23 protein-coding genes and 2 pseudogenes are annotated in these 24709 nt (G+C 73.5%); 21 read left to right on the plus strand and 4 right to left on the minus strand.

Annotation, left to right across the window (positions count from 1 at the left end; translation table 11 throughout):
* The 3 genes and pseudogenes from E1200_RS13985 to E1200_RS13995 all read left to right on the plus strand — a co-directional run.
* Positions 1 to 317 (plus strand): annotated as a pseudogene (locus tag E1200_RS13985) (endonuclease); the annotation flags it as partial.
* Between the two features lie 37 nt (positions 318 to 354).
* Entirely contained in the window at positions 355 to 1104 is a 750-nt protein-coding gene (locus E1200_RS13990) for a rhomboid family intramembrane serine protease (protein WP_131952388.1), read from the plus strand.
* A gap of 34 nt (positions 1105 to 1138) precedes the next feature.
* The gene (locus E1200_RS13995) at positions 1139 to 1426 is read left to right on the plus strand and encodes an Lrp/AsnC ligand binding domain-containing protein (protein WP_131952389.1); all 288 of its coding nucleotides are present in this window, start codon (positions 1139 to 1141) and stop codon (positions 1424 to 1426) included.
* A gap of 2 nt (positions 1427 to 1428) precedes the next feature.
* On the opposite strand, the gene trpD is transcribed toward E1200_RS13995, so the two are convergent.
* Entirely contained in the window at positions 1429 to 2520 is a 1092-nt protein-coding gene (gene trpD, locus E1200_RS14000; RefSeq protein WP_131952390.1) for an anthranilate phosphoribosyltransferase, read from the minus strand.
* Between the two features lie 35 nt (positions 2521 to 2555).
* A complete protein-coding gene (locus tag E1200_RS14005; RefSeq protein ID WP_131952391.1) occupies positions 2556 to 2978 on the minus strand; it encodes a response regulator transcription factor in 423 nt (140 codons plus the stop codon).
* Positions 2979 to 3071: 93 nt separating this feature from the next.
* Between E1200_RS14005 and E1200_RS14010 the strand changes: the two genes are divergently transcribed.
* From E1200_RS14010 to E1200_RS14065, 12 genes are all read left to right on the plus strand, one after another.
* Positions 3072 to 3728 (plus strand): heme-copper oxidase subunit III, encoded by a 657-nt coding sequence (locus E1200_RS14010; RefSeq protein ID WP_131952392.1) that lies wholly within the window; start codon positions 3072 to 3074, stop codon positions 3726 to 3728.
* Positions 3729 to 3780: 52 nt separating this feature from the next.
* Entirely contained in the window at positions 3781 to 4686 is a 906-nt protein-coding gene (locus E1200_RS14015; RefSeq protein WP_131952393.1) for a c-type cytochrome, read from the plus strand.
* Positions 4683 to 5798: a Rieske 2Fe-2S domain-containing protein gene (locus E1200_RS14020; RefSeq protein WP_131952394.1), complete on the plus strand. Its 1116-nt coding sequence runs from the start codon at positions 4683 to 4685 to the stop codon at positions 5796 to 5798. The genes E1200_RS14015 and E1200_RS14020 overlap by 4 nt, the downstream gene beginning before the upstream one ends.
* Positions 5795 to 7441, plus strand: coding sequence for a ubiquinol-cytochrome c reductase cytochrome b subunit (locus tag E1200_RS14025; protein ID WP_131952395.1), 1647 nt, complete (start codon positions 5795 to 5797; stop codon positions 7439 to 7441). The genes E1200_RS14020 and E1200_RS14025 overlap by 4 nt, the downstream gene beginning before the upstream one ends.
* A gap of 107 nt (positions 7442 to 7548) precedes the next feature.
* Entirely contained in the window at positions 7549 to 8676 is a 1128-nt protein-coding gene (locus tag E1200_RS14030) for a glycosyltransferase family 4 protein (protein ID WP_131952396.1), read from the plus strand.
* Positions 8677 to 8693: 17 nt separating this feature from the next.
* Entirely contained in the window at positions 8694 to 9506 is an 813-nt protein-coding gene (locus tag E1200_RS14035) for a hypothetical protein (protein WP_131952397.1), read from the plus strand.
* 854 nt (positions 9507 to 10360) lie between these two features.
* Positions 10361 to 12604 (plus strand): peptidoglycan DD-metalloendopeptidase family protein, encoded by a 2244-nt coding sequence (locus E1200_RS14040; RefSeq protein WP_131952398.1) that lies wholly within the window; start codon positions 10361 to 10363, stop codon positions 12602 to 12604.
* A gap of 7 nt (positions 12605 to 12611) precedes the next feature.
* On the plus strand, positions 12612 to 13466 hold the full coding sequence (locus E1200_RS14045) for a hypothetical protein (RefSeq protein WP_131952399.1): 855 nt from the start codon (positions 12612 to 12614) through the stop codon (positions 13464 to 13466).
* Positions 13463 to 14974, plus strand: a complete 1512-nt coding sequence (locus tag E1200_RS14050; RefSeq protein WP_131952400.1) for an NADH-quinone oxidoreductase subunit NuoF family protein — start codon at positions 13463 to 13465, stop codon at positions 14972 to 14974. The genes E1200_RS14045 and E1200_RS14050 overlap by 4 nt, the downstream gene beginning before the upstream one ends.
* Positions 14975 to 15121: 147 nt before the next feature.
* A complete protein-coding gene (locus E1200_RS14055; RefSeq protein ID WP_243708545.1) occupies positions 15122 to 15754 on the plus strand; it encodes a DUF4142 domain-containing protein in 633 nt (210 codons plus the stop codon).
* A 35-nt stretch (positions 15755 to 15789) separates the two neighbouring features.
* Complete coding sequence (locus tag E1200_RS14060; protein WP_131952401.1) at positions 15790 to 17232, plus strand: DUF1996 domain-containing protein; 1443 nt, start codon at positions 15790 to 15792, stop codon at positions 17230 to 17232.
* Between the two features lie 191 nt (positions 17233 to 17423).
* Positions 17424 to 18095 (plus strand): NAD(P)H-binding protein, encoded by a 672-nt coding sequence (locus tag E1200_RS14065; RefSeq protein WP_131952402.1) that lies wholly within the window; start codon positions 17424 to 17426, stop codon positions 18093 to 18095.
* Here the strand turns inward: E1200_RS14065 and E1200_RS14070 are convergent, their stop codons facing one another.
* Positions 18096 to 19886 (minus strand): AMP-dependent synthetase/ligase, encoded by a 1791-nt coding sequence (locus E1200_RS14070; protein ID WP_131952403.1) that lies wholly within the window; start codon positions 19884 to 19886, stop codon positions 18096 to 18098.
* A gap of 232 nt (positions 19887 to 20118) precedes the next feature.
* On the opposite strand from E1200_RS14070, the gene E1200_RS14075 reads away from it, so the two are divergent.
* From E1200_RS14075 to E1200_RS14100, 6 genes are all read left to right on the plus strand, one after another.
* The gene (locus E1200_RS14075) at positions 20119 to 20814 is read left to right on the plus strand and encodes a copper homeostasis protein CutC (protein ID WP_131952404.1); all 696 of its coding nucleotides are present in this window, start codon (positions 20119 to 20121) and stop codon (positions 20812 to 20814) included.
* Between the two features lie 73 nt (positions 20815 to 20887).
* The gene (locus E1200_RS14080) at positions 20888 to 21655 is read left to right on the plus strand and encodes a metallophosphoesterase (RefSeq protein WP_131952405.1); all 768 of its coding nucleotides are present in this window, start codon (positions 20888 to 20890) and stop codon (positions 21653 to 21655) included.
* Positions 21656 to 21719: 64 nt separating this feature from the next.
* Positions 21720 to 22154: an SRPBCC family protein gene (locus E1200_RS14085; protein WP_131952406.1), complete on the plus strand. Its 435-nt coding sequence runs from the start codon at positions 21720 to 21722 to the stop codon at positions 22152 to 22154.
* Between the two features lie 71 nt (positions 22155 to 22225).
* Positions 22226 to 22738 (plus strand): hypothetical protein, encoded by a 513-nt coding sequence (locus E1200_RS14090; protein ID WP_131952407.1) that lies wholly within the window; start codon positions 22226 to 22228, stop codon positions 22736 to 22738.
* Positions 22739 to 22784: 46 nt separating this feature from the next.
* A complete protein-coding gene (locus E1200_RS14095) occupies positions 22785 to 23753 on the plus strand; it encodes an ROK family glucokinase (protein ID WP_131952408.1) in 969 nt (322 codons plus the stop codon).
* A 15-nt stretch (positions 23754 to 23768) separates the two neighbouring features.
* Complete coding sequence (locus E1200_RS14100) at positions 23769 to 24506, plus strand: endonuclease/exonuclease/phosphatase family protein (RefSeq protein WP_131952409.1); 738 nt, start codon at positions 23769 to 23771, stop codon at positions 24504 to 24506.
* Positions 24507 to 24509: 3 nt separating this feature from the next.
* Here the strand turns inward: E1200_RS14100 and E1200_RS14105 are convergent.
* Positions 24510 to 24709, minus strand: a pseudogene (locus tag E1200_RS14105) (hypothetical protein); the annotation flags it as partial.

The raw sequence follows: 24709 nt of genomic DNA on the forward strand, positions 1-24709 counted from the left end.
CCCATCCCCGCCCGTACGTCGACGCGCTCATCGCCACCGCCGAGACGGTCTTCCCGCCCGCCGGCGAGGCGCCCGGCGGCGTCGCCCTCGGCGAACCGCCGGCGGCGGGCGCCACGGCCGAGGAGATGGAGTGCGTGCTCCGCTGGCTCGACCTGCCCGGCGTCCGGCTGGTCGAGGTGGACGGCGCCTGGACGTGTCCCGCGCACGGCGCGGAGGGCGTGCGCGCGTTCATCGAACGCGCCTACGACAGGGGTCCCGGCAGGGCGCAGGAGCGGCGCGAGGCGTCCCGTCCGAGGGGTGTGCGCCCGCTAAGGTGACCGGTGGAACCCGGAGCGCGGAGAGGACGACCCCTGCATGGCACTGCCTCTCTACGACAGCCAGCCCGCCCGGCGCGTCCCCTGGGTGACGTACCTGCTGGTCGCGGTCAACGTCGTGGTGTTCCTGATCAGCCCCATGTCGAACTTCGCCGCCTGGTACGGCGAGGACCGGGTCCGCGAGTGCAACGCGGCGCACTTCACCTACGAGTACGGCGCCGTCCCCAAGGAGCTCACGACCGGCGACCAGCAGCCGATCCCGGCGGGCATCGCCCGCTCCTGCGGCCCGGCGGACTTCGGCAAGGCGCCCTGGACGTCGGCCTTCACCTCGATGTTCCTGCACTCGGGCGCGCTGCACCTGCTCGGCAACCTGGTCGCGCTGTTCGTGGTCGGCATGGGCGTCGAGGACCGGCTCGGGCGATGGCGCTACCTGCTCAGCTACCTGGCGTTCGGGCTCGTGGCCGTCTACGGCTTCGCCTGGACGTCGCCCGACTCCCTCATCCCGCTCATCGGCGCGTCCGGCGCCATCGCGGGCGTGATGGGCGCCTACGTGATCCTCAACCCGCGGGGGCGCATCGTCAGCTTCGTCCCGCCGATCATCGTGATCCGGCTGCCGGTGTGGGTCGTCCTCGGGTACTGGTTCGTCCTGCAATGGCTGTCGCTGGGCGACGAGCAGAGCAACGTCGCCTACACCGCGCACATCTACGGCTTCGTCGCCGGCGTGGCGTTCGCGCTGGCGGCCCGCCGCGCAGGCCCGGCCGACCGCCTCGCCGCGCTGAGCCGCGGGTAGGGTCGGAGCGTCGCAACCACAGGGGGAGGGGCAAGTGGTCACTGCCATCGTCTTCGTCAAGGCCGACGTCGCCCGCATCCACGAGGTGGCCGAGACGATCGCCGCCCTGGACGGCGTGAGCGAGGTCTACTCCATCACGGGTGAGCACGACCTCATGGCGATGGTCAGGGTAGGGCGCCACGAGGAACTGAACGACGTGATCCCAGGCCGCGTCAACAAGGTCCCAGGCGTCCTGGGCACCGAAACCCACATCGCCTTCCGCACCTACTCCCAGCACGACCTGGAACAGGCATTCGCCCTGGGCCTCCCCAACGCCGACTGAGGCTAGCGCAGCCGCTGCGACGCCTCCACCCAGCGGTCGAGGAGGGTGCTCGCGGCTCCGGAGTCGATGGCCACCGCGGCGCGCTCGTAGGCGTCGCGGAGGGCGCGGGTGAGTCCGGCCGGTTCGGGGGCGCCGTCGTAGGCGGTGATGAGCGCGGCGGCGTTCAGCAGCACCATGTCGCGGACGGGGCCCTGCCGTCCGGCGAACGTCTCGCGCGCGACCCGGCCGTTGAACTCGGCGTCGGCGCCGCGGAGGTCCTCCGGCTTGGCGGGCGGGATGCCGAGGTCGGACGGGTCGAACGTCGTCTCGGTGGCGGTGCCGTCGCGGACGACCCACACCGTCGAGGTGCCGGTGGTCGTCAGCTCGTCGAGGCCGTCGTCGCCGCGGAACACCAGCGATGAGCAGCCGCGGGCGGCGAACACGCCGGCGACGACGCCCGCCATCCGCGGGTGGAACACCCCGACGGCCTGGGCGGTGGGGCGGGCCGGGTTGGTGAGGGGGCCGAGGAAGTTGAACACGGTCGGCGTGCCGAGTTCGCTGCGCGTCCGCGCCGCGTGCTTCAGCGCCGGGTGGTACAGCGGCGCGAAGCAGAAGGTGATGCCGAGCTCTTCGGCGATCCGCGCGGTGGCGGCGGGGGGCAGGTCGATGGCGACGCCGAGGTTCTCCAGCAGGTCGGCGGCGCCGCACGACGACGACGCCGCCCGGTTGCCGTGCTTGACGACCCGGACGCCCGTGGCGGCGGCGACCACGGCGGCCATCGTGGAGATGTTGACGGTGTGGGCGCGGTCGCCGCCGGTCCCGACGAGGTCGGCGATCGGGCCCGGCACGTCGATCCGGGTGGCGTTGTCCAGCATGCCCTCGGCGAGGCCGGTGACCTCCTCGACCGTCTCGCCCTTGGCGCGCAGCGCGACGGCGAAGCCCGCGATCTGCACGTCGGTGGCCTCGCCGGCCATGATGGCGTTCATGGCCCAGGAGGTCTCCTCGCTGGACAGTGCTTCGCCGGCGAGCAGCGCGTTGAGGAGCGCGGGCCAGGTGGGGGCCGCGTCCCGGTCGTCGGTGGCGCGGTGGTCGGGAGCCCGGTGCGTGGAAGGCATGGTTCCTACAGCGTCGGCGGTCGGCGGGACCGGGTCTACAGGACGGGGAGACGGGTCTCGATGCGCTTGCGCATCAGCTCGGCGACCGCGTTGGCGACGGCCATCGGGTCGAGCGGCAGGCTCACCACGGCGTCGGCGCGCGACCACGTCGCGAGCCAGCCGTCGTCGCGGCGGCCGATGACGGCGAGGACGGGCGGGCAGTCGAACACCTCGTCCTTGGCCTGGCGGCAGACGCCGAGGCCGCCCGCGGGCTGCGCCTCGCCGTCCACGATGAGGACGCCGATGTCCCCCTCGTCGAGCCGCTCGACGACGGCGGGCTGCGTCGCGCGCTCGACGAACTCGACCTTCGGGAGGCCGGCGGCGGGGCGGCGCCCGATCGCCATGCGGATCTGTTCGCGGGTGCGGGCGTCGTCGCTGTAGACGAGGACCTTCATCGGGCTCTCCGGGGTGCTGCTCATGGACCCGAAGGCTACCGGGTCGGGGGCCCGGGGGACACGCTCGGGAACCCTTCGAGGGGGGTCCTGCGTCACTGCCGGGACAGGGGCGCAATAATGGCGCCCGTGACAGCTTCCGCGATAGAGACAACGCCTCACGTTCGGGCGAACCGTCCCAATGTGACCAGCGTCGGGACCATCGTCTGGCTGTCGTCCGAGCTGATGTTCTTCGCGGCGCTGTTCGCGATGTTCTTCACGATCCGCTCCGTGACGATCGGCCAGCATGGGAATGACGCGTGGCCGGGTGCCCATCTGGACCTACCCCTGTCGGCCTTCAACACGACGATCCTGGTCCTGTCCTCGGTGACGTGCCAGATCGGCGTGTTCAAGGCCGAGGCGGGCAAGGTGGGCCGTGACGGCGGCATATTGAACGTCGGGCGCTGGGGCCTGCGCGAGTGGTACGTGCTCACGTTCCTCATGGGCTCCTACTTCGTGCTGGGCCAGGGATACGAGTACTACAACCTCGTCACGCACGAGGGGCTGACCTTCGCGTCCTCGGCCTACGGCTCGGTCTTCTACCTGGCGACCGGCTTCCACGGCCTGCACGTCATCGGCGGCCTGGTGGCCTTCCTGTTCATCCTCGGGCGCACCTACGCCGCGAAACGGTGGACGCACGAGCAGGCGACGAGCGCGATCGTCGTGTCCTACTACTGGCACTTCGTCGACGTGGTGTGGATCGGCCTGTTCGCGGTCGTCTACCTGCTCGACCTGTGACCGGCCTGACGACCCTGACCTACTAGAAGACATGACCCGAACGGGGATTTCCGTGAAAAGGATCACCGCATGGCGACGGCGCCCGTGGGCGGGCTACGCCGTCGTGCTGGCGGCCCTGGCGGCGATCGGCGTCGTCTACGCCGGCTTCTCGCCGCAGACCGACCGCGCCGAGGCGCACAGCAGCGCCCAGGCCGCGCCGGACCTGGCGAACGGCCGTGAGCTGTTCAACAAGAACTGCGCGAGCTGCCACGGGCTGAACGCCGAGGGCACCAAGGACGCCGGCGGCAACCCGATCGCCCCGAGCCTGATCGGCGTGGGCGCCGCATCCGTCGACTTCCAGGTCACCACGGGCCGGATGCCCGCGATGAACCCTGGCGCCCAGGTGCCGCGCAAGGAGCCGATCCCCACCTTCAACACGTCGATCAAGACCGACTACGACGACCCGGAGCGGCGGCGGCAGGCTGAGAAGCAGCTGGCCCAGGCGCAGAAGAACGTCATCGACCTGCGCGCCTTCATCCAGTCGCTGGGCGGCGGACCCGAGGTCCCGCCGGCGTCGGCCGTGGACCCGAAGGGCGGGGACGTCGCGCTGGGCGGCAAGCTGTTCCGCACGAACTGCGCCCAGTGCCACAGCTTCACCGGCCAGGGCGGCGCGCTGACCGGCGGCAAGTACGCCCCGGACCTGCACGACGTGACGCCCACCCAGATGTACGAGGCCATGCTGACCGGCCCGCAGGCGATGCCGGTGTTCAACGACAGCACGCTCACGCCGAAGGACAAGCAGGCGATCATCGCCTACCTGGTCGAGGTGCGCAACGAGCCGAACCCGGGCGGTAGCGGCCTCGGCCGCATCGGACCGGTGAGCGAGGGCCTCGTCGGCTGGCTGGTCGGGCTCGGCCTGCTGGTCCTGGCGGCCATGTGGATCACCGCGAAGAAGCCGAAGAAGCTGAAGAAGTCATGAGCGACGAGAACAAGGAGACCGCGGGCTCCACGGACCCGCGGGACGAGGGCGCCCGGCGCGAACGGGTGATCGGCACGCCGGCCCCCGCACGGGACAAGGCGCTGCTCGCCGAGGACGACATCTCGGCGCCCGCGGGCGCCGGCGACCAGCTCGACGAGGCGTCGGCCAAGCGCGCCGAGCGGATCGTCGCGTCGCTCTTCCTGCTCGCGTTCGCCGCCAGCGTGGTGTTCATCGCGTACTTCATCGGCTGGAGCGGCCGCGACGGCGGCATGCACGGCGTCGATGACGCCCGCGAGACCAACTTCTGGCTCGGCGGGACGATGGCGGTCGCGTTCCTCGCGATGGCGATGGGCGTGACGATCTGGGTGCGGCGGCTGATGACCAGCAAGCCGATCGTCCAGGAGCGGCACGAGCTCGCCGCCGACGAGGAGACCCGGGCGGCCTTCGCCAGGGACTTCGTCGAGGGCGCCGAGGACAGCGGCATCACCAAGCGGCCGCTGCTGCGCCGCACGCTGCTGCTCGCCGCCGCGCCGCTCGGGCTCGCCCCGCTGGTGCTGCTGCGCGACCTCGGCCCGCTGCCGGAGAAGAAGCTCCGCAGCACCTACTGGGCCACGGCCGTGGAGCGTGCGAAGGCGGAGGGCAAGCGGGGCGTCCGCCTGGTGGTGGACGGCACGAACAAGCCGCTGCGGGTCAGCGACTTCGCCGCCCCGGGCAGCATGATCACGGTCCTGCCGGAGGGCATGCACGAGCACGTCCCGCACGAGCAGCTGCTCACCGAGGCGGCGAAGGCGGTCACGATCCTCATCAACGTCCCCGCGGCCGACTTCAAGCCCGCCCCGGGCCGGGGCAACTGGCACGTGAACGGGACCGTGGCGTACTCGAAGGTGTGCACGCACGTGGGCTGCCCGGCGGCCCTGTACGAGCAGACCACGCACCACATCCTGTGCCCGTGCCACCAGTCCACCTTCGACGCCACGGACGCGGCGAAGGTCGTCTTCGGCCCGGCGGCCCGGCCGCTGCCGCAGCTTCCGCTGTCGGTCGAGGACGGTTACCTGATCGCGACGGACGACTACCAAGAGCCCGTCGGACCGAGCTTCTGGGAGCGCGGATGAGCCAGACCACGGCTCCGCCCAAGGCCGTCGAGGGCACGCTCGGCTTCGTCGACGAGCGTCTCGGGTCGACGACGTTCTTCGGGCGCAACGTCAAGAAGGTCTTCCCCGACCACTGGTCGTTCATGCTGGGCGAGATCGCCCTGTACTCCTTCATCATCCTGCTGCTGACCGGCGTCTACCTGACGTTCTGGTTCAAGCCGAGCATGCTGGAGGTCGTGTACGACGGCTCGTACACGAACCTGCAGGGCGTGGCGATGTCGGAGGCGTACGCCTCGACGCTGCACATCAGCTTCGACGTCCGCGGCGGGCTGCTGATGCGGCAGATCCACCACTGGGCGGCGATCCTGTTCATGGCGTCGATCCTGGCGCACATGCTGCGGGTGTTCTTCACCGGCGCCTACCGCAAGCCGCGCGAGCTGAACTGGCTCATCGGCCTCGGCCTGTTCACCCTCGGCATCCTGGAGGGCCTGTTCGGCTACTCGCTGCCGGACGACCTGCTGTCCGGCACCGGGCTGCGGATCACCCAGGGCGTGCTGGAGTCGATCCCCGTCGTCGGGACCTACGGCTACATGTTCCTGTTCGGCGGCGAGTTCCCCGGCCAGGACATCGTGCCGCGGCTGTACATGCTGCACATCCTGCTGATCCCGGCGCTGCTGCTCGCGCTGATCACCGCGCACATGATGATCATGTGGCACCAGAAGCACACCGCGATGCCGGTGAAGCACCAGACCGAGAAGCAGGTCTACGGCTACCCCTTCTACCCCGTGTTCATGGCCAAGACGGGCGCCTACTTCCTGTTCGTCTTCGGGGTCACGGCGCTGTTCGGGGCGTTCTTCCAGATCAACCCCGTCTGGCTGTACGGCCCGTACGACCCGGGTGCCATCTCGTCCGGCTCCCAGCCCGACTGGTACATGGGCTTCCTCGAAGGCTCGCTGCGGATCATGCCCGCGTGGGAGATCAACGCGTGGGGCCACACGCTCAGCCTGAGCGTGCTGCTCCCGGCGCTGCTGCCGCTCGGCATCATCATGACGGGCGCGGCGCTGTGGCCGTTCGTCGAGGCGTGGGTGACCGGCGACAAGCGGCAGCACCACGTCAACGACCGGCCGCGCAACGCCCCGGTCCGCACGTCGATCGGCATGGCCGCGGTGACGTTCTACGGGCTGCTGTGGATCGCCGGCGCGAACGACATCCTCGCCGAGCGGTTCCACATCTCGCTGTTCGCCACGACCTGGTTCTTCCGCGTCGCGTTCTTCGCGGGCCCGGTCCTGGCGTACATCATCACGAAGCGGATCTGCATCGGGCTGCAGCGCAAGGACGCCGAGACCGTCGCGCACGGTGTGGAGAGCGGTGTGATCGTCATGTCGCCGGAGGGCCGGTTCTCCGAGCGGCACGAGCCGGCGCGCGACGACGAGATGCACGTCCTGCTGTCCAAGGAGGCCGCCCGCCCGGCGGCGCCGGACCGGGACGCGGCGGGCGTGCCCGCCGCGAAGGGCCCGGTCGGGCACCTGCGCTCGCGGCTCAACCGCGCCTGGACCCTCGATGACGTCCCGATCGAGGAGCACGGCGACGGCGAGCACGGGCACGGCGACGGCGAGCAGCCGGCGATCGAGGGTTCCGCGGAGTCGCGGGAGGCGAAGCACTGATCCCGTGACCCAGGCCGTCGAGGGGCCCGGCACCGCATCCGCGGTGCCGGGCCCTTCCCGTCCCCGCGGCGGCCGGCGGCGCGGCGGATCCGTATGCTGACCGGACGATGACCAGGACCCTATTCGTCACCAACGACTTCCCGCCGCGGCCGGGCGGCATCCAGGCGTTCGTGCACGGGCTCGCGCTGCGGCGCCCGCCCGGCTCGGTCGTCGTGTACGCACCGGACTGGAAGGGCGCCGCGGAGTTCGACGCGGCGCAGCCGTTCCCCGTCGTCCGCCATCCGGGCTCGCTGATGCTGCCGGAGCCGGGGGTGCGGCGCCGGGCGGGGGAGGTGCTGCGCGCGGAGGGGTGCGACTCGGTGCTGTTCGGCGCGGCGGCGCCGCTGGGGCTGCTGGCCCCGGCGCTGCGGCGGGCCGGCGCCGGGACGCTCGTCGGCCTCACGCACGGGCACGAGGCGGGCTGGGCGTCGCTGCCGGTGGCGCGCGGCCTCCTGCGGCGCATCGGCGACGGCGTGGACGTCCTGACCTACCTGGGCGAGTACACGCGGTCGAGGATGGCGGCGGCCCTGTCGCCGGACGCGGCGGCCCGGATGACCCGGCTCGCGCCGGGCGTCGACGAGAAGGTCTTCCGCGCTGGCGCCGGCGGTGCGGAGATCCGGAGACGGCACGGCCTGGAAGACCGTCCCGTGGCCGTGTGCGTGTCACGCCTGGTGCCGCGCAAGGGGCAGGACGCCCTCATCCACGCCTGGCCGCACGTGCTGCGGAGAGTCCCGGACGCCGCGCTGCTCCTCGTCGGCGGCGGGCCGTACCGCGACCGGCTGGAGCGCCTCGCCGGATCGCTCGGCGTGGCCGGGTCGGTCGTGTTCACCGGCGGCGTCCCGTGGGAGGAGCTGCCCGCCCACTACGACGCGGGCGACGTCTTCGCGATGCCGTGCCGCACGCGCCGCCGCGGCCTGGACGTGGAGGGGCTCGGCATCGTCTACCTGGAGGCGTCGGCGACGGGGCTGCCGGTCGTGGCGGGCGATTCCGGCGGCGCGCCCGACGCCGTCCTGGACGGCGAGACAGGGCTCGTCGCGCCGGGCCGCTCGGTCGCCCGGGTCGCGGAGGCCGTCGCGGGGCTGCTGGCCGACCCGGACCGCGCCCGCGCGATGGGGGAGAAGGGCCGTGCCTGGGTAGAGCGGGAATGGCGCTGGGAGATACAGGCCGCCCGCCTGGGGAGCCTGCTCACCCCCTGAGATGACAGGATGCCGCTATGGACATCGAGGACGCATGGGCCCGCGTTCCCGGGGAGGCCGCCCGGTGGCTGCACGACCTGGACCCCGACCACTGCTATTCGGGGTTCGAGCCGCCGCGCCGCCCCGACGCCGTCTGGGTCCTCCACGCGATGTACGCGTGGGAGGAGGGACTTGTCACCACGACCCATGACGATGTCCACCAGTCCGTGGCGGCGGCGGGGCTGACCGACACCGCGGCGGCGCTGGCCGACCCGGCGGGCGACCTGCCCGGGGACGTCGGAGACCTGCTGGAGGGCGCGATCGTCACCGGCACCGACCTCGGCCGCAGCGGCCATCCGGGCGGCGGCTGGCGGCGGCTGCGCTGGAAGGAGCTCGCGCGCGGCTTCGGCGAGCCGGTCGTCCCGGAGGGGGAGCTGCCCGGCAACCGCTGCCTGCGGCAGGGGCATCCGGCCGGGAGCTGGTCGGCGGCGATCCAGCCGCCCGCGGAGGGCTGCCTCGACCGGGAGAGCTGGTACCGGCTAATCGGGGTGCTGCTGCGGCACAGCCCGCCGGGCGCGGAGACCCGCTGCCTGGCGTACTACTGCCCGCTCATCACCGCCGACTGGGAGGACGAGACGGTCTTCGCCGGGCGGCTCGGCGACGCGGCCGCCCTGTACGACCACCCGGCCATGTCGAGCTGCCCGTCGGACCTGTGGGCCGAGGACCGCTCGTGGGTCGTCTACTGCGACTGGGACCTGTGGGGGACGAAGGTCGTCGGCCCCTCCTCGCTCGTCGAGGCCGTGCTCGCCGACCCGGAGCTGGAGGCCGTCCGGCTGCCCTGGACGCGCTAGCCGTACCGGTGCCCGGGAGGGGACCCGCACCCCCGCGCCGCAGGCGCGGTCCCTCCCGGGAACCGGCGTCCGGTTGGGGCCGCGCCCCGCTCCCGAGACCAGTTCCACGCGGACGCCCCTGCCGGGGGTGGTGCGATCCGGTGCGGCCGGCCCGGCGCCCGGGGGGAGGGGCCTGGAGACGGGCGCGCCATGCGGGGCGGCGAGCACGACCGGATCGGGTCCGCGTGGACGGGAGCGCGGGGCACGGCCCCGGCATCCGGCACCGTGGTGGCCGGTTCCGTGGCGGCCGGTTCCGTGGCGGGCGGCTCCGCGGGTGCCCGGCCGCCGGCGTGCGGGACGGGCGGGCGGCCCCGGCGGGCTGATCCCTGTCGCGGTGATCGGTTCATCCGGGCACCTCCTGCCGTCATGTCGCGCGTCCGCGGTCGTGGACATCTCCGAAACTAGGGGCCGCCCGCCGCGCCGGCATCCCGGTTAAAGCGCGCTTAAGGAATGGATCAGTCGGCACTAAGCCCGGCACTCCGGCGGCCGCGGAACACCCGCGGGACACGCTCCCGGAACGCGCTGAACGCGCCGGGGCGCAGGCACGTACCGGAGTGGTGAGTGGAACACCGCGAGATGACGTCTGAACGGATTTTTTTGTGCCAACGCACATCTGGGCGACTAAGGGGGCGTATGCTCCCTGAGTGATCGAACGGGTCCGTTAGGATCCGTCCGGGAATCGCGGTGGGAGCGAGCGGGCTCCCGCGCCGCGGTCCCCGAACCGTCTCAGCAGGAACGCCGCCGGGTGACGAGCCTGGCGGTCCGGAGCCGATCCGGCGTTCGCCGAGCTCTCCGTCTCCTCCACAGGAGAGGGCATGGCGCGACGCGATATCGGGCATGCGTCCAAGAACACTACGCATGCTTCACCGTGGGAGGAAACGCCCGCGCGTCCCTCGTCGAGGCCCGAACCCCGCACGGGGTCGCGGTCCGGCGAGCCGAAGCCGCTGCCGCAGTGGCCCGAAGGGTCCTGGTGGTCGGAACAGCCCGACGCGGACGAGCGCGGGCGGCGCGGGCCCAGCCGCCGCGAGATGAAGCGGCACGAGGCCCGCACGAAGCGGTCCCAGCGGCGTGCGGACGACCAGTTCGGCGCGCGCAACAGGCCGTCCTCGGCCGAGGGCGACCGGTTCGAGGCGCGAGCGCGCCCGCCCGCGCCGCGGAACCGGCCGCCGCGCGGCGACCGGCCCGACCCCAGGGCCGGGTCCTTCGACGCCCGCAACGCCCCTCCGGTCCCGCGCAAGGCTCCGCCGGACCCGCGCAACGCACCGCCGGAACCGCGCAATGCCCCGCCGGAACCGCGCAATGCCCCGCCGGACGCGCGGACCCGGTCCTTCGACGCCCGCAACGACCCCGCCGATGCCCGGGCGCGGCAGTACGGCGTCCGCAACGACCCCGCCGACGCCAGGACGCGCTTCGGCGCGCCGGGCGAGCCCGACGCGCGCACGAGGTTCGGGGCCCGCAACGGGCCGCCCGCCGCCCGCGGCGCGCGGCCCGCGGCCCGCACGCCGCAGGCCGCGCCGTGGAGCACCGGCGAGCCCGACGCGCGGACCCGGTCCTTCGACGCCCGCAACCAGGGCACCGGGCAGCGGTTCGAGCGGTTCGAGGCGCGCGCCGAGGGCGCCGCGCCCGGCCGGGACCGCTCGCGCGAGTTCCCGCCGCGCGGCGGCCGGCCGGCGGGTCCCGCCCGGCAGCGTGCGGCGGAGCGCCCGGCACGGCCGCGTCCCGCGGCGCGTCCGCCGGCCGCCCCGCAGGCGCGGCGCCCCTCCCCGCCGCGTCCCGGGCCGAAGGCCAAGCCGCGGGGCGGGCGCGGTCCCGCCGACCGGATGAGCATCGGCGCGATCGTGCTGTCCACCGCCGTCGGGCTGTCGCTGCTCGGCATCGCGGAGCGGGCGCTGCTGGAAGGCGGGCCCATCGGCGGGACGTCCGACCCGGCCGGCTCCGAGCGCGCCCTCAGCCCGGCCCTGCCGGGCGGGAACCCCGTTCAGCAGCCGCAGCAGCCCGGCGGCCGGCCCGGCGGCCAGGCCGGCGCCCCCGCGAACCGGGCCGCCGCCCCGAACCTGGCGGTGCTGTCCGCGCAGGTCCGCAAGCTGACCATCGACGAGCGCGGCGCCGCCGCCCAGCAGGCGTACGGCGCACCGGCGGGCGGCCGGCCGATCGTCGACCTGACCCGGACGAGCGCCGACAAGACCTGGGCGTTCGGCACCACCGCGATCCCCGTCCCGACGGGCAGCTCCGCGGCGCCGGAGGTCGCGTTCTACGCGGCGCGCTGGACGGGCGAGGAGTGGCAGGTCGGCCTCTCCGGCAGCAGCGCCTTCACCACCCTGCTCGGCGCCGTCCCCGCGAACACCATGCCCGCGGCGGAGGTCAACGCGCTGCGGCGGTACGGAGCGGTCACCGCCGAGCAGGCCACCGCCCTCGTCAACGGCACCCGGGCCGGCGATCGGCTGACGCTGCCGTGGAAGACCGGCCAGGCGTGGACGATGACGACCTCGGAGGGCTCCGCGCGCCCGCTCGGCACGCTGGCGTTCTCCGGCGGCAACGGGCGCGTCCTCGCGGCGGGCAGCGGGCACCTCTACCGGTTCTGCTCCGACTCGGCCGGCCGCGCGATGATCATGGTCGTGCACGCCAGCGGGGTCGCCACCACCTACTACCGCCTGCAGAACGTGTCGCAGGCCCGGGACGGCGCCCTCGTCTCGCAGGGCGCCCCGCTCGGCCGCGCCGGCACCGACCGCCCCTGCGGCGGCGCGGCCTCGCCGCGTCCCGAGGTCGGGTTCGGGCTCCGGCACGGCGGCGGGCGCGTCCCGCTCGACGGCGCCCAGCTCGGCGGCTGGACGTTCCGGGAGCGGGCCAACCCCCTCCTCGGGTTCGCCGAGCGCGGCGCCCTCCAGGTGCTGCCGGGCGGACTCATCGCCAACCTCGGCTCGGTTCCCGCCGGGGAGGACGCTCCGCCGGCGGAACCGTCCCCCGCCCCCTCGGCGGGCGACGGCGCCGGTTCGACGCCCGCCCCCGAGGCGGCCGCTACCCAGAACAGGAGTCAGAGCGGTGCGAATTCGCAACAGTGATGATCCTATGGTCCCCACGTGGGCACTGCGTCTCGTCCTCGCGGGCGCGATCCTGGTGCTCGTCGGCGCGGCGACCCCGCAGGGCGCCGTCGCGGTCGCGAACGTGCAGTACTTCCTCAACTTCTTCGCCGGGGTGTTCGCCCTCGTGGCGATGACCATCGCGGTGATGAGCGGCCTGCTGGCCACCGACCGGCTCATCCTGAAGATCCGCCACCGCGTCTACGCGCAGGCCCTGCACCGCGCCTCCGCGATCGTGGTCGTGGCGATGCTGGTCGCGCACGTGGCGGTGAAGGTGATGTCCGGCCTCGCGCTGCCGGTCAACGTCGTCGTGCCGTCGGGCGGGGCGGTGGGCCTCGGCACGATCGCGGTCGACCTGATGCTCGTCATCGTCGTCAGCGGCCTGCTGCGGGCGCGGTTCGCGAACCGCGGCAAGGTGTGGATGTGGCGGTCGGTCCACGTCCTGGCGTACCTGGCCTGGCCGTTCGCGATCGTGCACGGCCTGACCGCCGGCCGGGCGGCGGCGAACTGGGTCGTGCTGTCCTACGTGCTGAGCGTCGTGTTCGTCGTCCTCGCCCTGATCACCCGCATCATCGTGGTGGTCAAGCCGCGGGAGCTGAACCGCGTCGACGACGAGATCGCCCCGTTCGCCAGGCCGGACGGCGCCGGGCGGCGCCGCGACCGGCGCGCGATGGCGGCGATGGAGCACGAGGAGGCCCGCGCCGCCGCGGCGGCCCGCGCCCGGGAGAGCGACCCGTTCGGCGACTACGGCTACGACGCCGACGACGACCCGCGCGGCACCGTCCAGGACCCGCGCGGCATGCCGGTCTACGGCGGCGAGCGTGACACCGAGGTCTACCGATGAGCTCGACCGTCGCCGTCTCCGGCATCGGCGGTCCCCGGCTGACGCTCGGTTTCGACCGGTTCGACCGCCTGGACCTCGACCGCCACCTCGCCGTGCACGGCAAGCTCCGCGCGCCGGAACTCGACGACATCGTCCAGATGTGCGAGCAGGTCGACCTGCGGGGGCGCGGCGGAGCGGGATTCCCGTTCGCGCGCAAGCTGATGGCCGTGGCGGCGCGGGTGAACTACCCGACCTCCGACCAGAGCGTGCTGCTGCCCGGCGAGAAGGGCAACGAGCGCGGCTCCTGCGAGGACGTCGTCATCGTGGTGAACGGCGCCGAGGGCGAGCCCGGCAGCTCCAAGGACAAGGTGCTGCTCGGCCGGGCCCCGCACCTCGTCCTCGACGGCGCGCAGATCGCGGCGTCCGCGCTCGGCACCCAGCGGATCGTGGTGGCCGTCGAGGACGACGAGGCCGCCCGCTCGGTGCGGGCCGCGATCAGCGAGCGGCGGATGCCCGCGCGGGTCGTCCGGCTCACCGAGCGGTTCATCTCGGGAGAGAGCGGCGCGGTGATCCGCGCGATCAACGGCGAGGTGCCGATCCCGCCGGGCGTCAAGGTCCGCGCCTCCGACTCCGGCGTGGACGGGTACCCGACGCTGCTGTCCAACACCGAGACGTTCGCGCAGCTCGCCGTCCTCGTCTCCCTCGGCCCCGACCTGTACGCCTCGGCCGGGACCGAGGACGAGCCGGGCACGACGATGCTCACCATCGGCAAGACCCAGGTGGTGGAGGCGCCGCTCGGCACCCCGCTGCAGACCGTGCTCGACCACTGCCAGGTCCCGCCGTCGCCGGGCGTGCTCGTCGGCGGCTTCCACGGCATGTGGCTCGACCCGGCCGGGGTGTCGCGGGCCGTGCTGTCGCGCGCCGGGATGCGCCGGGTCGGCGGGACGGTCGGCGCCGGGATCATCCTGCCGCTGACCCAGGGCACCTGCCCGCTCGGCGAGGTCACCCGGATCGCCTCCTACCTGGCCGCGCAGTCGGCCGGGCAGTGCGGGCCGTGCCGGCTCGGGCTGCCCGACGTGGTCCGCGCGCTCAACGCCCTCACCGAGGGGGCGGGGACGGTGGAGGACGTCCGCCGCGCCGCCGGCATCGGCCGGGGCCGCGGCGCCTGCACCCATCCGGACGGGACGGCGAAGTTCGTCCTGTCGGCGATGGAGGCGTTCGCCGCCGAGATCGACGCCCACCGGTGGGGCGGCGGCTGCGGCCTGTCGACCTACGGCGTGCTGCCGCTGCCGGTCCCCACCGGCTCGGAGGGCCGGGTGGCGATCGACTGGAGCCGCTGCGACGGGCACGGGCTGTGCGCCTACATCGTCCCCGAGCTGATCCAGCTCGACCGGTACGGCTTCCCCGTGGTGCTCGGGACCGACATCCCGTCGTGGATGGAGAAGGACGTGCAGAAGGCGGTCGCGATGTGCCCGGCATTGGCGCTGCGCGTCGTCGAAGGGGTTCCCGGCGCGGCGTCGCGGCGCTGACCGGGGGACCCGTGCGTCCATTTACGGGCGCGAAAAAAGAGGAAATCAGCTGAGCGGGTGTGAACCTTTGCCCCGGTGCGGCGCGTATCTCCCGTCAAACCCGCGCCGGGTCCGTCGAGAGATCCTCGGAAGGAGGAAGAAGTTCCCTTGAGGAAATCCTACGGAATCGCCGAAGTGCGCAGGCCGACGCGCCGGCGCGCGGGCCGCGTCCTGCTCATTCTGGCGGCCGTGGCGGCCGTGGGGGCCGCCTTCGTGGTGATCATGAACCCGGTGGGCGTCCCCGCGAGCGGCGCGGCGAACCTCGGTGGCACCGTGAAGACTCGCTGGGGACCGATGAGCACCCTCGACAGGAAGCTGCTCGTCGCCGTCCGGCAGGCCGGCCTGTGGGAGATTCCCGCGGGTCAGCAGGCGCAGCAGCGCGCGTCCAACCCCCGGGTGCGCGAGGTCGCCGAGATCATCTGGCAGCAGCACGTGCAGCTCGACGCCGACGCGCGCGCCGTCGCGGAGCAGCTCGGCGTCATTCTGCCGAACGAGCCGAACGGCTCGCAGAAAGCCTGGCTGAGAGAGATGTCGGGCAAATTCGGCGCCGACTACGACGAGATCTGGGTGCACCGGCTCCGCGCCGCCCACGGCGCGGTGTTCACCGTCATCGCCCAGGTGCGGTCGAAGTCCGAGAACAGCGTGGTCCGCGCTTTCGCAGAGCGCTCCATGAAGTACGTGAACACGCACATGTCGCTGCTGGAGAGCACCGGCCTGGTACCCAGGCGTGCTTTGAAGTGACGTACATCCCACCCCGCAAAAGGGAGTACCTTTCCATGGGAAGCAAGAAGAAAGCCTTCGCCGTGATCATCCCGGCGCTCGCCCTCGTCACCTCGGCGTGCCAGGTGAACCCCGGCGGGGCCGCCGGCCCGCAGCCGGGCCAGAGCACCCCGGCGGCGGGGTCGGACCTCGACGGCGGGCAGCTCGACGACGTCAACAACCCGGGCGACGACCCGGGCGACCCGAACGGCGGCCAGCAGCCGGGCGACGGGCAGCAGTCCCCGGGCGACGGGCAGCAGCCCCCCGCGGACGGTGAGCAGCCCCCCGCGGACGGTGAGCAGCCCCCCGCCGATGGTGAGCAGCCCCCGGCCGACGGGGAGCAGCCTCCCGCCGATGGCGAGCAGCCCGGCGACGACCAGCAGGTCGAGATCCCCGAACTGAGGGAAGACCAGTACGTCCCGATCCGCCAGGCGCCCCGCGTCCGGCAGCCGCGCACCACCCGCGCGGGCTCCAAGGGCGTGTTCCGCGTCGACTGCGGCACCAACGAGGGCCAGGCGCACAACAACCCCGACAACGTGGTCGCGGCGCCCGGCGTGGTGAACGGCGCGCACCACATCCACGACTACGTCGGCAACCTCGACACCGACGCCTTCTCGACCGACGAGAGCCTCGCCGCCGCCGGCACCACCTGCACGAACGGCGACAAGTCGACCTACTTCTGGCCGGTGCTGCGGCTGCGCGACGGCGAGGACACCTCCGACCGGGCCGAGCAGAGCCGCATCGACGGCAACGTCGGCAGCATCATCGAGCCGGCCGAGGTGAAGCTGGAGTTCCTCGGCAACCCGCGCAGCCGGGTGGTCGCGATGCCGCAGTTCATCCGCATGGCGACCGGTGACGCCAAGGCCGTGACGAAGGGCCTGCAGAACGCCAAGGCGCAGTGGACCTGCACCGGCTTCGAGAACCGCGCGTTCACCGACAAGTACCCGCTGTGCCCCGAGGGCAGCCTCGTCACCCGCGTGCTGAACTTCGCGAGCTGCTGGGACGGCCAGAACACCGACAGCGCCAACCACCGCGACCACATCGCCTTCCCCGACGAGCGGACCGGCGCCTGCCCGGAGGGCACGGTGGCCGTGCCGCAGCTGCGGATGACGCTGAGCTACGACGTGCCCGCCGAGCCGCTGGCGTTCGCGCTGGACAGCTTCCCCGAGTCCGGGCACGACCCGGTGACCGACCACGGCGACTTCATCAACGTCATGGGCGAGGAGCTCATGCAGCAGGTCGTCAACACCATCAACGGCCGTAAGGGCCGGCGCGGCGGCCAGGGCCAGCGGCCGGGCAACGGCGGGAACCAGGGCCAGCCGACCGAGGCGCCCGCCGCTCCGACCGAGGAGCCGGCGGCCCCGACCGAGGCGCCGGCCGACCCGACCCAGGAGCCGGCGGCCCCCACGGAGGAGCCGGCCGCTCCCTCGCAGGAGCCCGCCACCAGGCAGCAGAACTGATCCGTCCGACGTCCGGGTGACCCGGACCGCCCCCGGGTGCACCCGGACGCGCGGCCGGTGGGGATGCCGTTCCGACCTTCGGCGGCGCCCCACCGGCCGCGCTCGCGTTCCGTCCGCAGACCCGCGGCCGCCAGCACGCCGGGCCCGCTGCCGTCCCACGCAAGCGGCGTCCGGCGCCGTACGATCGCGGCATGGACATCGTGATCGCGGGCGGGCACGGGAAGATCGCGCTGCGGCTGGCGCGGCTGCTGGCCGCGCGGGGGGACACCGTGCGGAGCCTCATCCGCAACCCCGGCCATGACGCCGACGTGCGGGACGCCGGCGCCGAGCCGGTGCTGTGCGACCTGGAGCGGGCGGAGACCGGCGAGGTCGCCGGCCACCTGGACGGGGCGGACGCGGTCGTGTTCGCCGCCGGGGCGGGGCCCGGCAGCGGCGCGGCGCGCAAGGACACCGTCGACCGCGGCGCCGCGGTGCTGACCGCGGACGCGGCGGAGCGCGCGGGCGTCCGCGGCCTCCTGCAGATCTCCGCGATGGGCGCGGGCGACCCGGCCGCACTCGGCCGCGACGAGGTGTGGGACGCCTACATCAGGGCCAAGGGCGAGGCGGAGGACGACCTGCGCCGCCGCGACGCCCTCGACTGGCTGATCCTGCGGCCGGGGCGGCTCACCGACGACCCGCCGACCGGCCGGGTGACCCTCGCCGAGCCGCCCATCGGGTACGGCGCGGTGACCCGCGACGACGTGGCGGCGGTCATCGCGGCGCTGCTGGCCGCCGGCGACGTCCGCCACCGCACCCTCGACCTGCTCAACGGCGACACCCCGACCGCGGACGCGGTCGGGGCGCTGCGCCCGTCGGGCGCTTGATCAACTCGTGTAGAGCGACTCGATCTCGGCGGAGAACTCCCGGATCACGACGTTGCGCTTGACCTTCAGGCTCGGCGTCATGTGCCCGGCCTCCTCGGTGAAGTCGACGCCGAGGATGACGTGCTTCTTGATCGACTCCGCCTGGCTGACCGACTTGTTGGCCTCGGCGATCGCGCCCTCGATCTCGGCGACCACGTCGGGGTCGCTGCGCAGCTCGTCCACCGTCATCGACTCCGGCTTGCCGTGCCGGGCCTTCCACGGGCCGAGCGCCTCCTCGTCCAGCGTGACCAGGACGCTGATGAACTTGCGGCCGTCCCCGACGACGAGGCACTGGCTGACCAGCGGGTGCGAGCGGAGCCGGTCCTCCAGCGGCGCGGGCGCGACGTTCTTGCCGGCCGCGGTCACCAGGATCTCCTTCTTGCGGCCGGTGATCCGCAGGTACCCCTCGTCGTCGAGGGCGCCGAGGTCGCCGGTGTGCAGCCAGCCGTCCTCCAGGACCTCCTTGGTGGCGGCCTCGTTGTTCCAGTAGCCGCGCATGATGTTGATGCCGCGGACGAGGATCTCGCCGTCCTCGGCGATGCGGACGTCCACCCCCGGGATCGGCTGGCCGACGCTGCCGATCTTCAGCGCGGTGGGCCGGTTCACGCTGACCGGGGCGGTCGTCTCGGTGAGGCCGTAGCCCTCCAGGATCGTGATGCCGACGCCGCGGAAGAAGTGCCCGAGCCGCTCGCCGAGCGCGGCGCCGCCGGACACCGCGTACTCGACCTTGCCGCCGACCGCCGCGCGCAGCTTCTTGTACACCAGCGCGTCGAACACCTTGTGCTTGGCCTTGAGGCCGATGCCGGGGCGGCCGTCGTCCAGCGCGCGGCTGTAGGCGATCGCGGTCTCCGCCGCCGCCTTGAAGATCTTGCCCTTGCCGTCGGCCGCGGCCTTCTGCTCGGCGCCGTTGTAGACCTTCTCGAACACGCGGGGGACGGCCAGCAGGAACGTCGGCTGGAAGGAGGCGAGGTCGGGCAGCAGGTTGTTGATGTCGCTGTGCCCGAGGACGATGCCGCCCTCGATCGTGGCGACCTGGATCATCCGGGCGAACACGTGCGCCAGCGGCAGGAAGAGCAGGGTGGAGCTGCCCTCGACGGCGACCTCGGCGATCGCGCCCTGGACGGCGTTGCGCGACGTCGCCACGAGGTTCCCGTGGGTGATCTCGCAGCCCTTGGGGCGCCCGGTGGTGCCGGAGGTGTAGACGAGCGTGGCGAGGTCGGCGGCGCTGCGGGAGCCGCGGCGCTCCTCGATGACGTCGTCGCCGGTCTCGGCGCCCAGCGCGCGGACCTCGTCGATGCCGCCCGCGTCGATGCCCCACAGGTGCGCGAGCTCGGGAAGGCGCTCCCGGACCTCCTCGACCCGGGCGATGTGGTCGGCGGTCTCGGCGAACACGGCCTTCGCGCCGGAGTCGCCGACGATCCACTCGATCTGCTCCGCCGAGGAGGTCTCGTAGATGGGCACCGAGACGCCGCCCGCCGTCCAGACCGCGTAGTCGAGGACCGTCCACTCGTAGCGCGTCCGCGACAGCAGGCAGACCCGGTCGCCCGGGCCGATGCCGGCGGCGACGAGGCCCTTGGCGACGGCGGTGATCTCCTCGGTGAACTCGGCCGCGGTCACGGCGCTCCAGGCGTCGCCGCTCCTGCGGCGCGCCACGATGGCGCCCGGCTCCTTGGCGGCCCGGGTGAAGGGCGCGTCGGTCAGGGTGGCGGAGTCGGGGACCTCCACCATCACGGGGACGCTGAACTCGCGCACGGCCTGCTCCTGTAGTCGATCGTCGAGGTGGGCGGGAAAGTCCGGTTACGGGATTCTCCGTGCCCGAATGATACCCACGAGTAGGGCTTATTCCAGGATGGACGCGGTACGGGCATCGGCTGACAGCGCGGGTTAACGGACCGGCAAAGACCGGCCGTGGTCCGCGGGGCCCGCCGCGTCGTCGCCTACGCTTGATCGGGTCGCACCCGCACGCCGCTCCGGGGGAACGCCAATGTCGCTGCTCGAAGTGATCGCGCTGACGGCCGAGGACGCCCGTGCGGCGGAGGACGGCGGCGCCGACCGCGTCGAGGTGGCCGCCGACATGGCCGCGGACGGCCTTACTCCCGATCCTGACATCCTGGAGTCGATCCGGCGGGCGACGTCGCTGCCGCTGCGGGTGATGCTGCGGGCCAAGGCCGGGTTCCGCACGAGCGGCTTCGAGCTGGACCGGCTGCGGCGCGCCGCGGCGGGCCTCGCCGAGGCGGGCGCGGACGGGTTCGTGTTCGGCTTCCTCGACCCGTCCGGCCACGTCGACACGGCCGCCACCGGCAAGCTCGCCGCCGACATCGCCCCGCTGCCCTGGACGTTCCACCGCGCGGTCGACCACGCCGCCGACCCGGGCCAGGCGTGGGACGCCGTCCGGCACCTCGGCGGCGGGCTCGACACGGTCCTCACGGCCGGCTCGGCGCGGGGCGTGGACGCCGGGGTGGACGTCCTCGTCCGGCGCGCCGCCGCCGGCCCCGAGGCGGCCGGGCTGATCATGGCCGGGGGCGGGCTGCGCCGCAAGCACGTCGCGGTCCTCGCCGCCGCGGGCGTCACCGCGTTCCACGTGGGCACGGCCGTCCGGCCCGACGGCGGCTGGGACGACCCGGTCGACCCCGCGCTGGTGCGCGAGTGGCGCACGCTGGTGTCGGCCGCGACGGGCTGACCGGCCGGCGTCCCGCCCGGCGGCGCGGAGCCCGGCCGTTCCCGGGCGCGTCGCGTCCCATTACAGTCATTTCATGCGGATCCACGTGGTGAGCGACGTCCATGGCCGCGCGGACGCGCTGACGAGCGCGGCGGACGGCGCGGACGTGCTCATCTGCCTGGGCGACCTGATCCTCTTCATCGACTACCACGACCACGGCCAGGGCATCTTCGCCGACCTGTTCGGCCAGGAGAACGCCGCCCGCTTCATCGGCCTGCGCACCGAGAAGCGCTTCGACGAGGCCCGCGAATTCTCCCGCGCCCTGTGGTCCTCGCTCGACGGCGACGCGTGGCCGCACATCGAGCGCGCCGTCGACCAGCAGTACGCCGAGCTGTTCGCGGCCATGCCCGCACCCGCGTACCTGACGTACGGCAACGTGGACGTCCCGCGCATGTGGGGCCGGCACCTGAGGGAGGGCCACCACGTCCTGGACGGCGAGACCACCGAGATCGGCGGGCTGCGGTTCGGGTTCGTCGGCGGCGGCCTGCGCACCGAGTACCGCACGCCCTACGAACTGGACGACGACGCCTACGCCGCCAAGGTCGAGGCGGTCGGGGAGGTGGACGTGCTGTGCTGCCACATCCCGCCGGACGTCCCCGAACTGCTCTACGACACGGTGGCGCGCCGCTTCGAGCGGGGGAGCGCGGCCATCCTGGACGCGATCCACCGCACGCAGCCGAAGTACGTCCTGTTCGGGCACGTCCACCAGCCGCTCGCGAGCCGGATGCGCATCGGCCGGACCGAATGCGTGAACGTGGGCCACTTCCGGGCCCGTGGCGTGCCGTACGCCCTGACGGTCTGAGGGATACGTTCTCTAGGGACAGCGGGCCCGTGCGCGGGCTTCCACGAGCCGGAGGGAGACGCCGGTGGCGGACCGGACGAGTTCCACCATCACCGTCAAGGCGGGCAAAGCCGAGATCATGGCGGTGATCGCCGACCTGGAGGCGTATCCGAAGTGGGCGAGCGGCATCCGCGAGATCACCGTCCAGGAGACGGGCGCGGACGGCCGGGCGTCGCGCGCCGAGCTGACGTTCGACGGCGGCCCGTTCAGCGACACCGTCGGGCTCGCCTACACCTGGGAGGGCGACGACCGGGCGACCTGGAAGCTGGTGGAGGCGGGCTCGGTCGTCACCGGCCTGCACGGCTCCTACGTCCTCGCCGAGCGGGACGGCGGCACCGAGGTGACCTACGAGCTGGCCGTGGACGTGCGCGTGCCGCTCATCGGCATGGTGAAGCGCAAGGCCGAGAAGCGGATCATCGACACCGCGCTCAAGGGCCTCAGGCGCCACGTGGAGGGCTGAACGCCTCGCGGCCACCCGAACACGACGGCGGGGCGATACCGTCACGCCGACGACCGATGGAAGATGGACCCATGAGTGAGCAGCCGGGTGACGTTCTGGACGAGGCGGCCAAGCTTTTCGACGCGCTGATGAGGCGGGTGGGCGGCGGCGGCCGGGACCGGGACGCGGACGAACCGAGTGCCGGCCGGCCGGGCGGCGGCGGGCCGGGCGCGGGCGAGGACGTGTGGGCCAGTGCCACCGCCGAGCGGCCGCGGATCGCCACCGGCGCCCCCGAGTGCCTCGACTGCCCCGTCTGCCGGGCGATCGCGGTCAAGCGGGAGGCGGGCGGCGACGTGGGCCGCCATCTGCAGGAGGCGGGGCAGGCGCTGCTGGCCGCCGCGCTCGACGTGGTGGGCGCCGTCGACCGGACGCGCGACCGGACGCGCGACCGGGATCGTTCCGGGGCGTCCGGCGGGACGAGCCGGAACCGGCCGCCGGAGGCGTCGAAGAGCCCGCGGGCGGGTAGGTCCGAGCGGTCGGAACGTCCTGATTCGGGCGATGCATGGTCGGCTGCCACGGGCGGCGGCCCCGCCGACATCGGGTAGTGCGGTTCAGGCTCCAGCCGGGGCGCTCGAGGAGGAGGAAGGGTACATGGCCCTGACCATCGGCGTGGATGTGGGCGGTACGAAGGTCGCCGCCGGGGTCGTCGACGACCGGGGGACGATACTGGAAAAGGTACGCAGGCCGACTCCCTCGACCAACCCCCAGGAGACCGCCGAGACCATCGCCGAGGTCGTCGACCTCCTGAAGGGCAAGTTCGAGGAGGTGTCGGCGGTCGGCCTCGGCACCGCCGGCTTCGTCGACGAGACCCGGTCGACCGTGCTGTTCGCCCCGAACCTCGCCTGGCGGGAAGAGCCCATCAAGGAGAAGGTGGAGAGCCGGGTCGGGCTGCCGGTGGTGGTGGAGAACGACGGCAACGCCACCGCGTGGGGCGAGGCCCGGTTCGGCGCCGGGCGCGGCGAGAACATCCTCGTCCTGGTCGCCCTCGGCACCGGGATCGGCGGCGGCATCATCATCAACGGCGAGCTGTACCGGGGCCGCTTCGGCATCGGCGCGGAGATGGGGCACTTCCGGGTCGTCCCGGACGGCCGCCGCTGCGGCTGCGGCAACCGCGGCTGCTGGGAGCAGTACGCCAGCGGCAACGCCCTCGTCCACGAGGCCCGCGACCTGGCCCGGGTGGCGCCCGCGATGGCGGGGCGCCTGCTGGAGCTCGGCGACGGCCGCCCCGAGGGCATCAGCGGCCCGGAGGTGTCGCAGGCGGCCCGCGAGGGCGACAAGGCGGCGCTGGAGTGCTTCCGGACGATCGCGCACTGGGCGGGCCAGGGCCTGGCCGACCTCAGCGCGATCCTCGACCCGGGCGCGTTCATCATCGGCGGCGGCCTGTCGGACGCGGGCGACCTGCTCCTCGACCCGATCCGCGCGGCGTTCGAGGACGCGCTGACCGGCCGCGGCCACCGCCCGCTGCCCGACATCCGCATCGCCGAGCTGGGGTCGGCCGCCGGCATCGTCGGCGCGGCGGACCTCGCCCGCGTCCGGCCCCTGCAGGACGTCATCGTCTAGGGCGCCGGTCCCGACATGGCCGCCGTCCGCCTGCTGAGCTACAACGTCCGGTCGCTGCGCGACGACCCGGCCGCCGTGGCCCGGGTCGTCCGCGCCCTCGCCCCGGACGTCGCCTGCCTGCAGGAGGTCCCGCGGTTCTGGGCCTGGCGCCTCAAGCGGCACCGCCTGGCGCGGGCGTGCGGGCTGCGCGTCGCGGCGGGGCGGCGGGCCTGCGGGCTCGCCGTCCTGACCGCGCCGCACGTCCGCCGGGTGGCCCGCGAGTTCCACCTGCTCACCCCGGACGCGGGGCTGCACCGCCGCGCCCTGGCGGTCGCGGTCCTGGAGGCCGGGGGAGTCCGCTTCGTCGCGGCGAGCACCCACCTCGACCTGGAGGACGCTCCGCGGCTGCGGCACACCGGCGAGATCCTCGCCCACCTCGCCCGCGCCCGCGACCGGTACAACGCGCCGGTCGTCCTCGCCGGCGACGTGAACGAAGATCCCGGCGGCGACTCCTGGAACGCCCTGACGGATCACTTCACGGACGCCTACGCGGCCGCCGGGCAGGGCGGCGAGCTGACGTTCACGGCCCGCGACCCCCGCCGGCGCATAGACGCGGTCTTCACCGACCCGTCGATCACGACGACCGGGTGCGGGGTGCCCATCGGCGACACCGCGCCCACGGCCGACTACGTCCGGGCGACGGACCACCGCCCGCTGGTGGCGGACCTGGAGATCGGACCCGCCGGCCGGGAGCGGCCACCGCCGCGCGGCTGACCCTCAGACGACGGCGCCGTCGTCGGGGTCGCGCGGCTCGTCGCCCATCCGGAGGACGAGGGTGACGAAGCCGCCGATGAAGGCGGCGACGGCAAGGAACGCGGCCCAGCCCGGGACCTCCCAGTCGAGGATGACCGTGACCAGCAGGTAGACGGGACCGCCGATCAGCGCGACCCACGCCCCTTTGGTGAGGGGGTCGGCGG

This window comes from Actinomadura sp. GC306 (assembly GCF_004348665.1).
In the GTDB taxonomy this organism is placed as follows: Bacteria; Actinomycetota; Actinomycetes; order Streptosporangiales; family Streptosporangiaceae; genus Spirillospora.

Coding starts and splice junctions, on each gene's coding strand:
- E1200_RS13990 (WP_131952388.1), top strand. CDS start 355: ATGGCACTGCCTCTCTACGACAGCCAGCCCGCCCGGCGCGTCCCCTGG.
- trpD (WP_131952390.1), bottom strand. CDS start 2,520: ATGCCTTCCACGCACCGGGCTCCCGACCACCGCGCCACCGACGACCGG.
- E1200_RS14005 (WP_131952391.1), bottom strand. CDS start 2,978: ATGAGCAGCACCCCGGAGAGCCCGATGAAGGTCCTCGTCTACAGCGAC.
- E1200_RS14010 (WP_131952392.1), top strand. CDS start 3,072: ATGGCGCCCGTGACAGCTTCCGCGATAGAGACAACGCCTCACGTTCGG.
- E1200_RS14020 (WP_131952394.1), top strand. CDS start 4,683: ATGAGCGACGAGAACAAGGAGACCGCGGGCTCCACGGACCCGCGGGAC.
- E1200_RS14025 (WP_131952395.1), top strand. CDS start 5,795: ATGAGCCAGACCACGGCTCCGCCCAAGGCCGTCGAGGGCACGCTCGGC.
- E1200_RS14030 (WP_131952396.1), top strand. CDS start 7,549: ATGACCAGGACCCTATTCGTCACCAACGACTTCCCGCCGCGGCCGGGC.
- E1200_RS14035 (WP_131952397.1), top strand. CDS start 8,694: ATGGACATCGAGGACGCATGGGCCCGCGTTCCCGGGGAGGCCGCCCGG.
- E1200_RS14040 (WP_131952398.1), top strand. CDS start 10,361: ATGGCGCGACGCGATATCGGGCATGCGTCCAAGAACACTACGCATGCT.
- E1200_RS14045 (WP_131952399.1), top strand. CDS start 12,612: ATGGTCCCCACGTGGGCACTGCGTCTCGTCCTCGCGGGCGCGATCCTG.
- E1200_RS14050 (WP_131952400.1), top strand. CDS start 13,463: ATGAGCTCGACCGTCGCCGTCTCCGGCATCGGCGGTCCCCGGCTGACG.
- E1200_RS14060 (WP_131952401.1), top strand. CDS start 15,790: ATGGGAAGCAAGAAGAAAGCCTTCGCCGTGATCATCCCGGCGCTCGCC.
- E1200_RS14065 (WP_131952402.1), top strand. CDS start 17,424: ATGGACATCGTGATCGCGGGCGGGCACGGGAAGATCGCGCTGCGGCTG.
- E1200_RS14075 (WP_131952404.1), top strand. CDS start 20,119: ATGTCGCTGCTCGAAGTGATCGCGCTGACGGCCGAGGACGCCCGTGCG.
- E1200_RS14080 (WP_131952405.1), top strand. CDS start 20,888: ATGCGGATCCACGTGGTGAGCGACGTCCATGGCCGCGCGGACGCGCTG.
- E1200_RS14090 (WP_131952407.1), top strand. CDS start 22,226: ATGAGTGAGCAGCCGGGTGACGTTCTGGACGAGGCGGCCAAGCTTTTC.
- E1200_RS14095 (WP_131952408.1), top strand. CDS start 22,785: ATGGCCCTGACCATCGGCGTGGATGTGGGCGGTACGAAGGTCGCCGCC.
- E1200_RS14100 (WP_131952409.1), top strand. CDS start 23,769: ATGGCCGCCGTCCGCCTGCTGAGCTACAACGTCCGGTCGCTGCGCGAC.